Origin of the sequence: Aeromonas allosaccharophila, from assembly GCF_000819685.1 — a bacterium.
Classification (GTDB): domain Bacteria; phylum Pseudomonadota; class Gammaproteobacteria; order Enterobacterales; family Aeromonadaceae; genus Aeromonas; species Aeromonas allosaccharophila.
In genome coordinates, this window is the sequence record NZ_CDBR01000119.1 from 1 (window position 1) to 16,040 (window position 16,040).

Consider the following 16,040-nt stretch of genomic DNA (forward strand, 5'->3'; position numbering starts at 1 on the left):
GGCCTTCGCTGGACGCTTACGGTTGCACTTCATGGTTCGTTCTCTTCTTCTCTTGTTCGGGTTGTTGCTCTCGACCACTGTGATAGCGGTAGAGCCAGCACTGCTGTTGCAACAGGCGCGACAATTGCCAGATGGGTTTGAAGAGCACTTTTTTGGTGTGCCGCTGATGGTGAGAGTTACCGTCGATGGCCGCCTGTTAGGTGATGGTGAAGTGCTGCTCGGGCGGGATAACTCGTTGCAACTACTCTCGCTGCTGGATGTGCAGGAGAGCGAGTTTGATGAGGGGGCACGTGAACGCTGGTTGAGCAAGCTGGGAACCCAGCTGCCGCTCGGCGAGTGCCGCCGTGCCTGTCCTGAAGGCATTGTGGGATTGCAATACAGCCTGGAGGAGTCCCAGCTCTCGGTGCTGACCGGCAAGGTGGAGCAGGAGGCGCGGGATCAGCGCTTTATGGCATTGCCCCAAGAGAGCAAGGGGCTGCTTGTCCAGAACCAGCTGAACCTGGTGCAGGGTACTCAGCGTAATGGACACTACAACCTGCAGCTGGAAGGCAGCTGGGGACAGTGGACCCCCTTTATGGAGGGGGATGCCACCTGGCAGGAAGGGGAGTCAACCGAGCTGGGGATGGCCCAGATCTACGGGGAGCGACTCCATGAGGCCAATTTTTATCGTCTCGGCTTCTTCTTCCCCTCGGCGCAGGGGTTGCATGCACTGATCGACAATGTGCTCGACTTCGCCAAGCTGGAGGCGGGCAAAATGCAGCTTGAGCTCGAGCCGTTTCTTATCCGTGAGCTGCTCGACAGCGTGCTGACCATGACCATGACCATGACGATGAGCGAGGTACACCGCAAGGGGTTGCGCGTCTACCTGTGGGCGGATGCCGGTGTGGCAGCCCGGGTCAGCGGTGATGCGCTGCGTCTGCGCCAGATCCTGTTCAATTTTGTCAGCAATGCCATCAAGTTCACCGAGCGAGGCTTTATCGAGATCTCGGTGCAACGGCTGGTGCAGGAGGAGGGGCAACAGCAACTGCGCTTCGGCGTGCGCGACAGCGGCATCGGCATGAGTGCCGAGGCGCTTGGCCGGATCTTCAATGCCTTTGAACAGGCGGAGAGTTCCACCACCCGCAGCCATGGTGGCAGCGGGCTGGGGCTGAGTATCTGTCAGACCCTGGCTCGCTTGATGGGGGGGGAGATCCGGCTGGAGAGTGCGCCCGGGCTTGGCACCTTCATCACCCTGACGGTCACGTTGCCGGTACTGGCGCAGCGAGAGCCGGATCCCCGGCTGAACAGGATGCAGGCTTCTGTCGAGCTGCATGACGAGAAGTTGTGCCACACCCTGCTGTTGCACCTCGAGGCACTGGGGATTGAGCGCACCACGCAGCACAGCGACGCCGAGTTGCGTTTCAGTGACAATCTGCAGGCGCCTGAAGGGGTTATCTGTGTGTTGCCACTGACATCACCCCTCGGCTATCGCTACGAGGTGGGACGCTATCTGCTCAACAGCAACCCCATGACCTGGCATGCGGTGCGGGAGGTCTGTTATCGCCAGCTTGGCTTGAGCGATGGGACTGCCACATCAGCGATGCGAAAGAGCACACAGAGTGCGCTCATGCTGCCCTGTCGAGTACTGCTGGTGGAGGATAATCCCCTCAACCAGGCACTGGTGATGCGCCAGCTCAGGCAGCTTGATCTGGGCTGCGATCTGGCGGAGCACGGCCAGCAGGCCCTCGAAATGGTCGCACAGCACTCCTATGATCTGGTGCTCTGTGATTGCCAGATGCCGGTGATGGATGGCTATGAATTCACGCGCAGTATACGTGCAGCCGAGCAGGGCGAGCGGTTACTGATCATCGCCATGACGGCCAATGTGTTGCCGGAACAGGCTGAACGCTGTTTCGCCGCGGGCATGGACGATCTTCTGGGCAAGCCGGTGCTGCTGGACGGGCTGCGTCAGATGTTGCAGAAGTGGCGCATCTTGCCATCGCCCCCCTTGATTGATGTCGCTGCCATGGCGGCATTTTTTGGCCAAGGTGACAAATTGCGGCAGATGTTTCCGCTCTTTCGTCAGGAGCTTGAACAGGCGATGGCGCAGCAGCCACAGGATGACAAGGCATTGGCCAATTGGGTACATCGTCAGGCTGGCACCATCAGTATGATGATGGCGCCGCAGCTTGCCGAAGAGGCATGGCGACTGGAAGAGAAGATCCGTCAGCTCGGGGCGCAGGTTTGTATGAGCGAACTGGCCCTATTTCGCACCCGGTTGCAGCACATCATTGGGGAGTTGCGGCAGTTGAGCGAGAGCGACTCAGCTATCGAGGGAGAGCTGAAATAGTGGAAACTGTTCACTCATAAAATCGCGGGGGCTGTGACCATTGCCTGCACCGGCCAGCCACTCCCAATCCAGTTTTGGCGAGCCAGCTTTGAAGCGTTGATAGGCCACGCCCTGATGGATGGTCAGAAAAAGGGTTGTGGGAAGTCCCAGCTTGTTGCTGTAGCGCACCATCAGATCGCCCCGATAGTCGTTGCTTATTCTGACTTTGAGCGCCTGCAGTGTCAGACCGATGGCATGACCGTGCTCGTCCCAGACTTCAAACATGATGTGAATACTCTGATATTGATGATGCCACGATGAGCAAGATCGGATGCAATTGCAACTGTCAGATCTGACAAGGGCAGAAACGAGTGGGTGGGTATACAAAGCGAAAACCCGGCGCGAGGCCGGGTCTTCTGAAGAATGGTGGAGGGAGAAGGATTCGAACCTTCGAAGGCAGAGCCGTCAGATTTACAGTCTGATCCCTTTGGCCGCTCGGGAACCCCTCCACAGGGGTAAAGCAAATTGTATTCAGCCATTTCAATCAGGGAAATGGTGGAGGGAGAAGGATTCGAACCTTCGAAGGCAGAGCCGTCAGATTTACAGTCTGATCCCTTTGGCCGCTCGGGAACCCCTCCACGGGGTATTTCCTGATTGTCACTACTTTTGCACTTGAATGGTGGAGGGAGAAGGATTCGAACCTTCGAAGGCAGAGCCGTCAGATTTACAGTCTGATCCCTTTGGCCGCTCGGGAACCCCTCCCCAAGTGCGAGGCGCATACTATCAGATCCAGAGGCTTTGTGAACCCCTTGATGAGGCTTCTGGCAGTAAAAAATGACTGTTCGTCGATTTTTTTATACATACAGCTCAAAATTCAAGCTTATCAGCAAGTTGTGCGCTGCTTTTCTGCACAAAACAGCATGCGTGCAAGCTGGCGATCACGGTGAACACGAGGCAGATAAGAGAAGACCGCCAGTGTCGGCGGTCTTCCTGGGCCTCACATCTAGCGCTGGAACGGGTAGACCGAACCCAGTTTCAGGATCTGGGTCAGCTCGTCCAGTGCGCTGCGGGACTCCTGCACCAGCGCCGGATCCCGCAGATCATCGAGGGTCAGACGGTCGCGGTAGTGGCGATCTACCCAGCCATCGAGGCGAGCAAACTGGCTGTCGTTGATCAGGCAGGCCGGATTGACCGCGGCGAGTTCCTGATCGTTCATGGCGACCCGCAGCCGCAGGCAGGCCGGGCCGCCGCCATTGCGCATGCTCTGTTTCACATCCATGTAATGCACCGTCTTGATCGGGGTACCCTGCGTTAGCAGCTTGTCGAGATAGGCAGAGACCGCCGGATTGTCGCGACACTCGGTAGGGGCGATGATGGTCATCTCGCCATTGGGCAGGGTGAGGATCTGGGTGTTGAACAGGTAGGATTTCACCGCATCCAGCACGGAGACCTCGGCGGTCGGCACTTCGATAAAGTGCAGGTCCCCCTCGCCAAACTTGCCGCTGATCTCGGCCAGCACCGCCTCGGTGTTGAGGAACGCTTGTTGGTGGAAGAACAGCACGTTCTGGTTGCCCACCGCAATCACGTCGTTATGGAACACCCCCTGATCGATCACCTCCGGGTTTTGCTGGATAAACACCACGCTCTCCTCGCCGAGGCCATGCAGGCGGGCGATGGCCTGGCTCGCTTCCAGGGTCTGGCGAGCCGGGTAGCGCGTCGGCGCCGGGCGGGAGTGGTCAAAAGCGCTGCGGCCATAGACGAACAGCTCGACGCCTGCCTCGCCATAGGCACGGCAGAGGCGGGTGTGGTTGGCGGCGCCCTCGTCGCCGAAGTGATCATTTTCCGGCAGATGGAGGTGGTGGCTGAAGTGGCGATCATTGTTGAACACGGCGCGCAGGATGCGGCCCGTGACGTCCGGTTCCAGGGAGCGGTGAAACTTGTTGGTCAGGTTGGCGGGGGTGAAGTGAATGCGGCCATCCTGGGTGTCGGCACTGGGAGAGACGGTGGCGGCGTTGGCGGTCCACATGCTGGATGCCGAATAGCAGGCGGCCAGTACGGCGGGAGCCTGTTTGGCGGCCTGCTCCAGCACTCGGGCATCGTTGCCGGTGAAGCCGAGGCGGCGCAGGGTAGCGAGATCGGGGCGCTCTTGTGGCGCCAGTACCCCCTGGGTCATGCCAAGCTCGGTCAGCGCCTTCATCTTGCGCAGCCCCTGTTTGGCGGCCTCTTTCGGATTGGAGGCCTCCTGGGCATTGCTCTGGGAGGCAACGTTGCCGTAGGAGAGGCCGGCATAGTTGTGAGTCGGGCCGACCAGACCGTCGAAATTGACCTCGAAGTGCTTCATTGAGTACATCCTTTCGATTTTTATGATGGGTAGCGGTTCCTTCCGCGCACGATGCGTCGGGGTTGGGCCATTATAAAGAGATTTTATGTTTTTGTAACAAGCCGGTAACCAGCAGACGTTTTTATGTCGTTTCAGATATAAAAAGAGGGGCGGTATGGCAGAAAATTGAAAAAGCGGTTGCGTCTGGCCCGCACCCTTCGCATTAATAAATAAAGAAGCAATAAAAGAAGCCGTGTGGTTCGGGCTGGTCAGGCAAATTTGCTCACAAGATTGCTTTTTCGCGCCAAATCTCTTATACAGCCCCACAAAACCGCACACCAACCCCGTCGGGTGCAATGAGGATAATAGTTACAGCATGGGCAAATCACTGGTCATAGTGGAGTCTCCGGCCAAGGCCAAGACGATCAACAAATATCTGGGCAAGGACTACGTGGTGAAATCCAGCGTGGGTCATGTTCGCGATCTGCCCACCAGCGGCAGCGCCAGCACCGAGCCCAAGAAACCTGTCATTCGCGGCATCAAGTTGAGCGAAACCGAGAAGGCTGCCAAGGATCGCAAGGCCCTGTTTGCCCGGATGGGTATCAATCCGACCGCTGGCTGGCAGGCTAACTACCAGATTTTGCCCGGCAAGGAGAAGGTGGTCAGCGAGTTGCAAAGTTTGGCCGAGAAAGCCGACACCATCTATCTCGCAACCGACTTGGATAGAGAAGGAGAGGCGATCGCCTGGCACCTGCGCGAGATCATCGGTGGCGACGACAGCCGCTATAAGCGCGTGGTGTTCAACGAGATCACCAAGAGCGCCATCAAGGAGGCGTTTGCCCAGCCATCCGAACTGAATATTGACCGCGTCAATGCCCAGCAGGCCCGTCGTTTCCTCGACCGCGTGGTGGGTTACATGGTCTCCCCGCTCTTGTGGAAGAAGCTGGCTCGCGGTCTCTCCGCCGGTCGGGTGCAGTCCGTTGCGGTGCGCCTCATTGTCGATAAAGAGCGCGAAATCAAGGCGTTCGTACCGGTCGAGTTCTGGGATCTCAATGCCGATCTGCTGACCGGTGACAAGGCTGATCTGCGGATGGAAGTGGTCAGCCGCAACGGCGCCGACTTCAAGCCGGTGACCCAGGCCGAGACCTTCGCCGCCGTGGCTGCCCTGGAAGGGGTCGACTACAAGGTGGTGAACCGGGAAGACAAGCCGACCGGCTCCAAGCCCTCTGCGCCGTTTATCACCTCCACCCTGCAGCAGGCGGCCTCTACCCGTCTGAGCTTCGGGGTCAAGAAGACCATGATGATGGCCCAGCGTCTCTATGAAGCGGGTTACATCACTTATATGCGTACCGACTCCACCAACCTCAGCAAAGAGGCGGTCGAGGCGGTGCGTGAATATATCGGCGAGCAGTATGGCGCAGCCTATCTGCCGGCCGAGCCGAACCTCTATGGTTCCAAGGCGGGCGCTCAAGAGGCGCACGAGGCGATCCGTCCCTCCAGCGTGCTGGTCACGTCCGAGATGCTGGAAGGGATGGAGCCGGATGCCATGCGTCTGTACGATCTCATCTGGCGTCAGTTTGTTGCCTGCCAGATGACCCCGGCCCAGTACGACTCCTCTACCCTGACCGTCAAGGCGGGTGAGTTCGAACTCAAGGCTCGTGGCCGTACCCTGCGCTTCGCCGGTTGGACCAAGGCGCTGCCGCCGATGGGCCGCAAGGGTGAAGATAGCCAGCTGCCTGCGGTGACCGTGGGCGAGGTACTGAAACTGGTCAAGCTGGATCCCCGTCAGCACTTCACCAAGCCGCCTGCCCGCTTTACCGAAGCAGCGCTGGTGCGCGAGCTGGAAAAACGCGGCATCGGCCGTCCGTCTACCTACGCCTCCATCATCTCCACCATCGTCGATCGCGGTTATGTGCGAGTCGAGAGCCGTCGTTTCTTCGCCGAGAAGATGGGCGAGATCGTCACCGATCGTCTGGTGGAGAACTTCGTCGAGCTGATGAACTACGAGTTCACTGCCAAGATGGAAGACAAGCTCGATGGCATCGCCGAAGGGACGCTGGAGTGGAAGAAGGTGCTCGATGCCTTCTACGCCGAGTTTACCCAGGAGCTGGAGAAGGCCGACAAGGCGCCCGAAGAGGGCGGCATGCGTGCCAACCAGATGGTGATGACCGATATCGACTGCCCGGATTGCGGCCGCAAGATGGGGATTCGTACCGCCACCACCGGCGTGTTCCTCGGCTGCTCCGGCTATGCCCTGCCGCCGAAAGAGCGCTGCAAGAAGACCATCAACCTGGTCTCTGCCGACGAGTTTGTCTCCACCACTGACGGTGACGAAGCGGAAACCGAAGCGCTGCGCGCCAAGCACCGCTGCGGCGTTTGTGGCACCGCGATGGATGCCTACATCATCGACGACAGCCGCAAGCTACACGTCTGTGGTCGCAACCCGGATTGCGATGGCTACGAAATTGAAAAAGGCCAGTTCAAGCTCAAGGGCTACGAAGGGCCAAGCATCGAGTGCGACCGCTGCGGCAGCGAGATGCAGCTCAAGAACGGCCGTTTCGGCAAGTACATGGGTTGCACCAACGACACCTGCAAGAACACCCGCAAGATCCTGAAAAACGGCGATATCGCACCGCCGAAAGAGGATCCGGTGCCGTTGCCTGAGCTCAAGTGCACCCAGTCCGACGCCCACTTCGTGCTGCGTGACGGGGCTGCCGGTCTGTTCCTGGCAGCCAGCAACTTCCCCAAATCCCGCGAGACCCGCGCGCCGCTGGTGGAAGAGCTGCAGCGCTTCAAGGATCGCATCTCCGCCAAGCACAAGTATCTGGCCGGTGCCCCGCTCACCGATCCGGATGGCAACCCCGCCATCGTGCGCTTCAGTCGCAAGACCAAGGAGCAGTACGTGATGAGCGAGGTCAACGGCAAGGCGACGGGCTGGACCGCTCACTACGACAACGGCACCTGGCAAGAGAGCTTGCCGAAGCCGAAGAAAGCGTGATGAAAAGAGGCCCCGACAAGGGGCCTCTTTGCTTGTCGAGCAGCATATACTGAGTACCAGCTGCAAGGAGTGCAGCGTTGTAACAAGGAGGTGGTGATGGAAATTAACGAGATCCGGCCGGGCATGAGCTGCATGACTCGGGAAGGGGCGGCCTATGTGCTGGAAGTAGATCGGCAGAGCCTGCTGGTGCTGCTGCAGCGCGAGGACGAAACCATACCGGTGCAGGTGCGCAGCGAAGAGATCCTGGCGCCGCTGGAGTGATCCGGCAGTGACCCCCTCAAAACGGCAGTAGAAAAAGCAGCTCGGCCAAGTCGGGCTGCCATTGCCACTCCTTCATTCTGACCCGCCCCCCGATCACCACGACCCCTTCCTGCTGCAGGCGTCCCGTCTGTTCGGCAAAGCCTTGCGATCCTTTGGGTAGCGAGATGGTACCAGCCGCGCCCAGCACCCGATGCCACGGCAGTACCTTGTCGGTTTCCCGCAGCACCTTGCCCACCAGTCTTGCCCGTCCGGGCAGCCCGGCCAGATCGGCCACCTGACCATAACTGACCACTCTGCCAGCCGGGATCAGGGCGATGATCGCCTCGATTCTTGCCACTTTTTCATTGGAGGGGTGAAACATGGATGCCTGTTGTTGCGGTAGTTGCTGTTGTACGGATGGGCCATTGTGGCCTCTTGGCGTAGCCGGTAGCAAGAGTGCGGGAGAGTGGGCGGAATAAGGTTGGGCGGGGGCTGAAATGAAAAAAGGCGGCCAAGCGGCCGCCAAAATAGAGACAACATTACCTCTGTGGCATCCGGTAGCGCACCTGCAACTGATCGAGGATCTGCAGCTGGCCCGGCAGGCGGGCGGCGAAGTGATCCCAGCCCTTGTGGGCGGGATCGCTCCAGGCCACCTCGGCCGTGGCCAGCATACGCGGGAACAACATGTAGTCGAGACGATCACGGCTGGTGATCAATTCTGACCACAAGGGGCTCAGCACCCCGAGGATGTTATCGTTGGCATGGAAATCGGCTGGCGCAGGATCGCACGCATAGACCTGCTCCAGATTGAGGGTCCCCGCCCAGTAGAGGCCGGGTTCATGAATGTCCTGGCTCCAGGCCAGATCCAGATAGAGGGACTGGGCGGGCGCCATTACCACCGGATAACCGGCTGCGGCGGCGTCCAGCCCCGCCTGGAAGCTGGTCCAGGCACAGACGGCGGCTTTGCGGCTTACCTTGTCGCCGTGCAGGATCTCCTCCCAGCCGATCATCCGCTTGCCCTTGTCGGCCAGATAGCGTTGGCAGTGGCGCAGCAGATGGCCCTGCAGCTCGCGGCAGTCGGAGTAGCCCTGCTCGGTCATCAGCTGCTGGCAGGCTGGGCTGTCGGTCCAGACACCGGTCGGCACCTCGTCACCGCCCATGTGGATCTGCGGGCCGGGGAAGAGTTCGCACACCTCGTCCAACACAGTCTCCAGAAAGCGGTAGGTGCCGGGGAGTGCGGGGTTGAGCACGTTGTCATCGAAATGCTGAACCGAGCGGTAGCGGGAGTGATCCGCCGTTTCGATCAGCAGCTCGGGTAGCGCCTTGATGGCGGCGTGGCAGTGGCCCGGAATGTCGATCTCGGGAATGACGGTGATGCCGAGCTCACTGGCATAGCTCACCAGCTCCTTCACCTCGCTCTGGGTGTAGTAGCCGCCATAGGGCTCGGCGCCGCCGCTGAGCTGGGGGTCGATCGCCAGATTATGGCCGCGCCAGGCACCCACGTCGGTCAGTGCCGGGAAGGCCTTTATCTCGAGTCGCCACCCCTCGTCATCGGTCAGGTGCCAGTGGAAGCGGTTGAACTTGTAGAGGCTCATCAGTTTGAGCAGGCGCTTGATGGTGGCCGGAGTGTGGAAGTGACGGGCGCAGTCGAGAAAAATGCCGCGAAAGCCAAAGCGCGGGGCATCCTCCAGTGTGACGCAGGGCAGGCTCTCCCCATGTTGCAGATACCACTGGGCCAGCGTGACCAGCCCATGACGCCAGCCCGTTTCGTCGGCGGCGGCAATCACCACCTCCTGCGGCGTGATGGTGAGTTGATAGGCTTCGGGGGCCAGTTTGGCCTCGGTCAGCCGGATTTCAGCGTCGTGATCCTGCTCCAGTGCCAGCGACGTCAGCTCGTTGAAGTGGGCCAGCAGCTTCGGCACATCGTGAGGGGCGCTGACATGAGCCCGCTCGGCCAGCCGGAAGTTCCCCTCCAGCAGTACCAGATGGGCCGGTTGTGGCACTATGCCGGGCAGGGGCTCGACATCCGGCAGATCTGGGCGGGTTACCGGCGGGTTCTCCAGTCCGAGATCCTGCGCCGCCAGCGTCACCGGTAGCAGCTGGGCACCTGTGGTCGCCTCCGGCAAGCTGAGGAAAAAGCCCTGCGGCATGTCGGAGAGCTTCTTGATGGGGGTCTGGCGGCAGCAAAAGCGCAGCTCGCAGCTGTCAGCGTTCGGGACAATCACCTTGTAGCTGCCGCTCTGGCGCTCCAGCTCGCCCCCTTGCAAGGAATCGGGGTCGATATGGCGAGCCAGACAGAAGTGCAGCTTCCACTTGGTATCCGGCATGCGGGAGAGGGTGAAGGTGAACCAGACATCCTCGCCGTCACGTCGGGCGACCTGGGTGTGGATCAGGGGTGTAGACATGGAAAATCCTCTGATTGGGCAAACAGGATGGCGCCATCGAGCGCATCTGCCTGGGGGGGGGTCAGGTTGAGCTGGCCGAGACGGGGAGCGAGGCGGGTGCCAATCCCTCCCAGCAGGGCGATCTGTCTGGCACCGAGCTGGGTCATTCCCTCCAGCAGGATCCGCAGCTGTTCGCAGGTTTCGTCCAGCAGCTGATTGGCGAGCTCGTCGCCATCGCTGGCGGCATCGAACACCCAGGGGGCAAAGTGGCCATAGTCCGCCGGAATGGCGCGGGCGGCCCAACGTACCACTTCGGCCTGATCCCGCTTGAAGCGGTCCATCAGGCGGATGGCGAGGGTGCTGGGGGGCAGAATGCCGTCGTGGCAGAGCAGGGATTGCTGGATGGCGCGCAGCCCCAGCCAGGCGCCGCTACCTATGTCTGAAATGGGGAAGCCGCGGCCGGAGCAGGTGCGGATCTGCCCCTCCTGATAGACCAGCCCCACCGAGCCGGTACCGGCGATGAGGATGGCCCCCTCACGGCCGCCAAAGGCGCCGAGGCAGGCACCGAAGGCATCGGAGGTGAGCCTGACGCTGGCGAAAGGGAAGGGCATCTCGAGCAGGGCGTGATAGCAGTCGGCCAGCTCGGCGGAGGCGAGCGCCAGCCCGACCCCCATCTGTTGTTCGCACTCGATAGCGATCCCGGCGGCAAGGCGGGCGCTGGCGATGGCGGCCAGCACATTGGCGTGGGCATGGGGGATGCCCAGCTCCAGATTGGAGCCGGCCGCGCGCCCCTCTCCGAGCAGCTTGCCCGCCCGATCCCGAATGCGGGCGCGGGTGTGGGTGCCCCCGCCATCGACGCCGACCCAGAACTCAATCATGGCGACCTCCCTGCTCATTTCGATCACTCAGGGCACTTTGCCAGCTGATGGCCAGGGCAAACCAGGCTGGCTGTATGGAGGATCCACTACTCTCCCCAATGCCAATGATGCTCGAGCTGATCTCAATCATGGTGCTCTCCCTGCTCATTTCGATCACCCAAAGCGCTCTGCCAGCTGATGGCCAGAGCAAACCAGGCGGCGTGGGGGATCCACTGCTCGCCCCAGCGCCAGTTCTGATCCAGCCGATCCTTGTACTCCTCGGGGATGAATGCCACATCGTTTTCGTCATCAAACCCGGCGGTGATGCCGTTGCAGATCCCCCCCTGCGCATTGGGATACCCGGCGGTATAGGCGGGGTTGTTGATGCCGTGACCCGCCAGCATACAGGCGTTGAACGGGTTCTGCCCGAGGATCCAGTCGAGCTGGTGCTGACCGAAAGTGCGCAGCAACCTGCTCTGATGGGGCAGTTGTGCTGCGGCGGCAAACGCCATGGCGGCCAGCGAGGCTAGGCGGGCATTCTCCCCCTGCCACCAGTAACCGGACTCGTTGTTGTGGGGCATAAAGAAGCTGACGCGCGGCGCTTCATCCACCCCTTTGACATATTGGCGGGCGAGGGAGAAGGGATTGCCCGCGCTGGCGCTGAGCGCCAGCTCGGCGGCCAGCGCCTGCTCCACTATGGTTTGTACCCGGGCCTTGTGCTCCTGATCCGGCTCTATGCCTAGATATTCCAGCAGTGCCAGCACCGGCAGCCCCGCTTCTGCTGCGTGGTAGTAGGGGCGCGAGCCATCCTCGTTGGCCGACCAGTAGTGACCCAGCTCCGGATGGATGCGCTGACGGGCGCAGAGCTTACTGACACGGACTCTGGCCTCGGCCAGCCACTCGGAGCCAAAGATGCGGGTCAGCTCCACCGCTGCCAGCAGGGCGCAGTAGTCATCGATGATGTTTTCGACCCCGTCGTCCAGATAGGCAAGGTTGTGCTCACGCAGATGCAGGTAGCCGCGTCTGGCCGCCTCGGCGTAATGGTTGGTATAGAAGTCACCGCCGATGTGCTCGCGGGCGGCGCGGGCCAGCGCGGCGATGGCCATGCCACCCCCTTGGCGGAACCCCGCCTGCCAGTTGGCGGATTTGAGCCCCTGCTGGGTGGCATAGGCGCACAGCTCGCGCTGGGCGGGATCCTTGCTCCACTTGTCGAACAGGGTCATGAAGAAGAAGCCCGACTCATCCTGCATCCGGCAGAGGAAATCGGCGCCGTGCAGCGCCTCGTCATTGAGCCGCTTGCACAGGTTCACCCCGTCGATATCGCGGCGCGGGGCCAAGAGTTCGCGGCACTTGAGCAGGGCCCACACCACCATGGGGGTCTGCTGGGGGTTGAGGTAGTTGGCGTAGGAGAGGTGGCTCAGGTATTTGCTCATGTCACCGCTGGCATCGAACCAGCCGCCGTGCACGTCCCGGCGCAGGTCGGTGCCAAACAGACGGGCGCTGCGGTCGGCCCGATCGAAGGTGCCGCTGGCGCGCTGCCCCTTGAAGTAGTGAATGACATCGGAGAGGCAGCGGCTAGCCAGCAGATCCTGGCCGATGGCGAAACGGGTCGAACGGACAATGCCTTGGGCCGTTATTGCCTCCAGCCGGTAATGGCCGGGCTCCTTGAAGGCAGAGAAGTCGGCGCTTAGGTAAGTGCGGCCCTGCCAGCCGGGCACGCTGCCGGCCGGTTGCAGCGGGGTTTCAAACAGGATCTGGCCATCGTCGAGGCGTTGCAGCCTGACATAGCCGCCGAGATCAGGGGCGGGGGAGGTTTGCAAGAGGGCGACCTTGTGTCCGTCGCACTCGTAGCCCACCTGATTGATCAAGAGTTCCATCAACTTCTTACTCCTGTGGTTCACCGCCGGGCGGTGAGGCACATCACGGGGCTGTGGCCGCCCCGTATCGAGGCATGGCCGGACGGGGCTGTCCGGCCGGTCTAAGGCTCACCATCACTCGTAGAGGTAGCAGCGCACGAAGTGGTTGTCGGCAAGCTTGGTGATGGCAGGCAGCGCTTCCTTGCAGCGGGGCATCGCCTGATTGCAGCGCCCGGCAAACGGACAACCGCAGGACTCTGGCGTCCAGAGCGGGATCTCCCCCTTGCGGCCGCCCTCCAGCTCGGCGTGGATGCTCTTCTCGGGGTCGGGCACCGCCGAGATGAGCAGCTGGGTGTAGGGGTGCTGCGGGTGGTGCAGGATCTCGTCCACCTCGCCCCACTCCACCATGTGACCCACATACATCACCGCCAGATCTTCCGCCACATAGCGGGCGGTGGCGATGTCGTGGGTAATGTAGAGCATGGAGACCCCCAGCTCGTTCTTCATCTGCTCCATCAGGTTGAGGATGCCGATGCGAATGGAGACATCGAGCATGGAAGTCGGCTCGTCCGCCAGCACTACTTCCGCCTCCACCGCCAGATTGCGGGCGATGTTGACCCGCTGGCGCTGACCGCCGGAGAGCTGGTGCGGATATTTGGCCGCTGTCGCCTTGGCGGGGGTCAGGCCGACTTTCTCCAGCAGGGCGTGGACCATGTCGGGCAGATCTTTCTTGTCGATCACCTTACTGTGCAGCAGCAGGGGGCGGGCGATGTGGTGATAGATGGTGTGGGTCGGGTTCAATGAACCGAACGGGTCTTGCCACACCATCTGCACGCTCTGGCGATAGTCCAGCAGGGCGGTGCCCTTGTTGAACTCCTCCAGATCGTGGCCGCGATAGAGAATGCGCCCGGCACTGAGCTTGTACATCTTGGCGATGATCTTGGCGATGGTGCTCTTGCCGGAGCCCGACTCCCCGACCACCGCCAGGGCGCGGCCCCGGTGCAGGTTGAAGGTGATGTCGGACAGTGCCCGCATCTTGCCACTCTTGATGGCATTGGAGTTGATGGGGAAGTCCTTGTAGAGGTGCTGGACTTCGATGATGGGTGCATCGGTTTTGGCGATTTGCATGACAGACATCCTTAACAGCCAGCGGCCTTGTCCAGATAGATCACGGAATCTTGTTGCCGCCCCTGCTCTTCATAGAGGTGGCAGGCGGTCTGTTGCCCGGGGCGGATCTCGGCCAACTTGGTGTACTCCTGACGGCAGCGATCGTGCACCTTGCCGCAGCGGGCCTGGAAGCGGCAGCCGACCGGCACCTCCAGCAGGTTGAGCGGGGTGCCCGGGATCCCCTCCAGCACCGTCTTCGGCCCGTGCAGGGGCGGGAAGGAGTTGCCGAGTCCCTTGGTATAGGGGTGCAGCGGCGCGGTCAGGATCGCCTTGGAGGGGGCGACTTCAATCAGTTCGCCAGCATACATGATGCCGATGCGATCGCAGAACTCCACCATCAAGGAGAGGTCGTGGGTGATGAACAGAATGGAGAAGTTGAACTTCTCTTTCAGGGCATAGACCTTCTGCAGGATCTCCCGCTGCACCACCACATCGAGCGCCGTGGTCGGCTCATCCATGATCAGCAGCTCGGGATTGAGCGCCATGGCGATGGCGATCACCAGCCGCTGGCGCATGCCGCCGGAGAACTGGTGCGGGTAATCCTTGAGCCGGCTCGGGTGGATATCGACGATGGTGAGCAGCTCCTGGGCGCGCTTGATCGCCTCGTAGCGGGTCATGCCGGGGTTGTGGGCCAGCAGCACGTCGCAGAACTGTTCTTCCATCCGCAGTACCGGGTTCAGGGCATTCATGGCGGACTGGAACACCACTGACACCTGTTGCCAGCGGTAGGAGCGCAGCCGCTCCTCGTTGTAGTGGAGGATGTTCTCCCCCTTGAACAGGATCTCGCCACCGCTGATGTAGGCGGGCGGCTTGTGCAGCCGGGCGACCGAGAAGGCGACGGTGGATTTGCCGCAGCCCGACTCGCCGGCGAGGCCGAACACCTCACCCTGTCTGATATCGAAGCTGACCGAGTTGACGGCGCGCACGTCGCCGTTTTCGGTGATGTAGTCGACGCAAAGATTGCGTACTGACAGCAGGGGATGCTTGTTCATGCTGTCTTCTCCTGTGCGGCAGAGAGCGGTGTGGCGACCGGTGTGGCCAGTTTCTTCCAGCGGTTGAGCCCTTTGTGGGAGCGCAGCTGCGGGTTGGCGATCTCGTCGATGGCGAAGTTGAGCAGGGCCAGACCGGCACCCAGGGTGGCGATGGCGAAGCAGGGGGCCAGCACTTCCCACCAGGCGCCGATCAGGATGGCACTGGAGGTCTGGGCGTTGTAGAGCATGATGCCCCAGCTCACCACGGTCGGGTCGCCGAGACCGAGGAACTCCAGGGTCGCTTCGGTGACGATGGCGTAGATGATGGAGCCGATAAAGCTCACCCCGATGATGGAGATGAGGTTGGGCAGGATCTCCACCAGAATGATGCGCCAGGCCGGCTCGCCCAGCACTTCGGCGGCGATGACGAACTCTTTCTCCCGCAGCGCCAGGGTCTGGGCGCGGATGACCCGCGCGCCATAGGCCCACGAGGTCAACCCTATTATCACGGCAATCACCGTCGGTGACGCCTCCCCGATAAAGCTCGCCAACACCAGTAGCAAGGGGAGGTTGGGGATCACCAGCACCACGTTCATCAGGAAGGTGAGGCACTCATCCACCAGACCACCGAAGTAACCGGCGGTGATGCCGATGGCAACGGCCAGGGTGCATACCAGCAGGCCAGCGCTAAAGCCCACCAGCAGCGAGATACGGGCGCCGTTGGTGAACTGGGACCAGATGTCGTGGCCCATGCGGGTGGACCCCATCACGAACTCGGTGCTGGGCGGTTGGTGCGGGCGAGCCACCCGTTTGGTCGGCTCGTTACTGGCCAGAATGGGGGCAAAGATGGCCATCAGCACGAAGGCAACCACGATGGCGAGGCCGCAGGCGGCTTTGCGGTTGCCCAGTAATATTTTGAGGATGGTGGGCATTTGCATC

General features: G+C 61.3%; 12 protein-coding genes and 3 tRNA genes. 3 read left to right on the forward strand and 12 right to left on the reverse strand.

The window, feature by feature from the left end:
- The first annotated feature begins 31 nt into the window (after nucleotides 1-31).
- Nucleotides 32-2,329, forward strand: a complete 2,298-nt coding sequence (locus BN1115_RS20700) for an ATP-binding protein (RefSeq protein ID WP_082034912.1) — start codon at nucleotides 32-34, stop codon at nucleotides 2,327-2,329.
- Here the strand turns inward: BN1115_RS20700 and BN1115_RS20705 are convergent.
- The 5 genes from BN1115_RS20705 to astB form a co-directional block, all read right to left on the reverse strand.
- Nucleotides 2,303-2,593: a hypothetical protein gene (locus BN1115_RS20705; protein ID WP_042658664.1), complete on the reverse strand. Its 291-nt coding sequence runs from the start codon at nucleotides 2,591-2,593 to the stop codon at nucleotides 2,303-2,305. The two genes, BN1115_RS20700 and BN1115_RS20705, sit on opposite strands and share 27 nt — an antisense overlap.
- 139 nt (nucleotides 2,594-2,732) lie before the next feature.
- Nucleotides 2,733-2,817: transfer RNA gene (locus tag BN1115_RS20710), tRNA-Tyr, on the reverse strand.
- Between the two features lie 44 nt (nucleotides 2,818-2,861).
- Nucleotides 2,862-2,946: transfer RNA gene (locus BN1115_RS20715), tRNA-Tyr, on the reverse strand.
- Between the two features lie 39 nt (nucleotides 2,947-2,985).
- Nucleotides 2,986-3,070, reverse strand: a tRNA-Tyr gene (locus BN1115_RS20720).
- A 241-nt stretch (nucleotides 3,071-3,311) separates the two neighbouring features.
- Nucleotides 3,312-4,649, reverse strand: a complete 1,338-nt coding sequence (gene astB, locus BN1115_RS20725) for an N-succinylarginine dihydrolase (protein WP_042658665.1) — start codon at nucleotides 4,647-4,649, stop codon at nucleotides 3,312-3,314.
- Between the two features lie 355 nt (nucleotides 4,650-5,004).
- On the opposite strand from astB, the gene topA reads away from it, so the two are divergent.
- Both topA and BN1115_RS22615 read left to right on the forward strand, forming a co-directional pair.
- Complete coding sequence (topA, locus tag BN1115_RS20730; RefSeq protein ID WP_042658666.1) at nucleotides 5,005-7,626, forward strand: type I DNA topoisomerase; 2,622 nt, start codon at nucleotides 5,005-5,007, stop codon at nucleotides 7,624-7,626.
- 96 nt (nucleotides 7,627-7,722) lie between these two features.
- On the forward strand, nucleotides 7,723-7,887 hold the full coding sequence (locus tag BN1115_RS22615) for a hypothetical protein (protein ID WP_162851498.1): 165 nt from the start codon (nucleotides 7,723-7,725) through the stop codon (nucleotides 7,885-7,887).
- Between the two features lie 16 nt (nucleotides 7,888-7,903).
- On the opposite strand, the gene BN1115_RS20735 is transcribed toward BN1115_RS22615, so the two are convergent.
- From BN1115_RS20735 to BN1115_RS20765, 7 genes are all read right to left on the reverse strand, one after another.
- Entirely contained in the window at nucleotides 7,904-8,248 is a 345-nt protein-coding gene (locus BN1115_RS20735) for an MGMT family protein (protein WP_042658667.1), read from the reverse strand.
- A 157-nt stretch (nucleotides 8,249-8,405) separates the two neighbouring features.
- Complete coding sequence (locus BN1115_RS20740; protein WP_042658668.1) at nucleotides 8,406-10,271, reverse strand: beta-N-acetylhexosaminidase; 1,866 nt, start codon at nucleotides 10,269-10,271, stop codon at nucleotides 8,406-8,408.
- Nucleotides 10,256-11,128, reverse strand: coding sequence for a glucosamine kinase nucleotide-binding domain-containing protein (locus BN1115_RS20745; protein WP_042658669.1), 873 nt, complete (start codon nucleotides 11,126-11,128; stop codon nucleotides 10,256-10,258). The genes BN1115_RS20740 and BN1115_RS20745 overlap by 16 nt, the downstream gene beginning before the upstream one ends.
- A 122-nt stretch (nucleotides 11,129-11,250) precedes the next feature.
- On the reverse strand, nucleotides 11,251-12,984 hold the full coding sequence (locus tag BN1115_RS20750) for a glycoside hydrolase family 9 protein (RefSeq protein ID WP_042658670.1): 1,734 nt from the start codon (nucleotides 12,982-12,984) through the stop codon (nucleotides 11,251-11,253).
- A gap of 114 nt (nucleotides 12,985-13,098) precedes the next feature.
- Nucleotides 13,099-14,091: an ABC transporter ATP-binding protein gene (locus BN1115_RS20755; RefSeq protein ID WP_042061369.1), complete on the reverse strand. Its 993-nt coding sequence runs from the start codon at nucleotides 14,089-14,091 to the stop codon at nucleotides 13,099-13,101.
- Between the two features lie 11 nt (nucleotides 14,092-14,102).
- The gene (locus BN1115_RS20760) at nucleotides 14,103-15,122 is read right to left on the reverse strand and encodes an ABC transporter ATP-binding protein (RefSeq protein WP_042658671.1); all 1,020 of its coding nucleotides are present in this window, start codon (nucleotides 15,120-15,122) and stop codon (nucleotides 14,103-14,105) included.
- Complete coding sequence (locus BN1115_RS20765; protein ID WP_042061373.1) at nucleotides 15,119-16,039, reverse strand: ABC transporter permease; 921 nt, start codon at nucleotides 16,037-16,039, stop codon at nucleotides 15,119-15,121. The genes BN1115_RS20760 and BN1115_RS20765 overlap by 4 nt, the downstream gene beginning before the upstream one ends.
- Nucleotide 16,040: the final 1 nt, after the last annotated feature.

What these genes read in the sequence shown, in the direction of transcription:
- BN1115_RS20700 (WP_082034912.1), top strand. Translation starts at nt 32, where the DNA reads ATGGTTCGTTCTCTTCTTCTCTTGTTCGGGTTGTTGCTCTCGACCACT.
- BN1115_RS20705 (WP_042658664.1), bottom strand. Translation starts at nt 2,593, where the DNA reads ATGTTTGAAGTCTGGGACGAGCACGGTCATGCCATCGGTCTGACACTG.
- astB (WP_042658665.1), bottom strand. Translation starts at nt 4,649, where the DNA reads ATGAAGCACTTCGAGGTCAATTTCGACGGTCTGGTCGGCCCGACTCAC.
- topA (WP_042658666.1), top strand. Translation starts at nt 5,005, where the DNA reads ATGGGCAAATCACTGGTCATAGTGGAGTCTCCGGCCAAGGCCAAGACG.
- BN1115_RS22615 (WP_162851498.1), top strand. Translation starts at nt 7,723, where the DNA reads ATGGAAATTAACGAGATCCGGCCGGGCATGAGCTGCATGACTCGGGAA.
- BN1115_RS20735 (WP_042658667.1), bottom strand. Translation starts at nt 8,248, where the DNA reads ATGTTTCACCCCTCCAATGAAAAAGTGGCAAGAATCGAGGCGATCATC.
- BN1115_RS20740 (WP_042658668.1), bottom strand. Translation starts at nt 10,271, where the DNA reads ATGTCTACACCCCTGATCCACACCCAGGTCGCCCGACGTGACGGCGAG.
- BN1115_RS20745 (WP_042658669.1), bottom strand. Translation starts at nt 11,128, where the DNA reads ATGATTGAGTTCTGGGTCGGCGTCGATGGCGGGGGCACCCACACCCGC.
- BN1115_RS20750 (WP_042658670.1), bottom strand. Translation starts at nt 12,984, where the DNA reads ATGGAACTCTTGATCAATCAGGTGGGCTACGAGTGCGACGGACACAAG.
- BN1115_RS20755 (WP_042061369.1), bottom strand. Translation starts at nt 14,091, where the DNA reads ATGCAAATCGCCAAAACCGATGCACCCATCATCGAAGTCCAGCACCTC.
- BN1115_RS20760 (WP_042658671.1), bottom strand. Translation starts at nt 15,122, where the DNA reads ATGAACAAGCATCCCCTGCTGTCAGTACGCAATCTTTGCGTCGACTAC.
- BN1115_RS20765 (WP_042061373.1), bottom strand. Translation starts at nt 16,039, where the DNA reads ATGCAAATGCCCACCATCCTCAAAATATTACTGGGCAACCGCAAAGCC.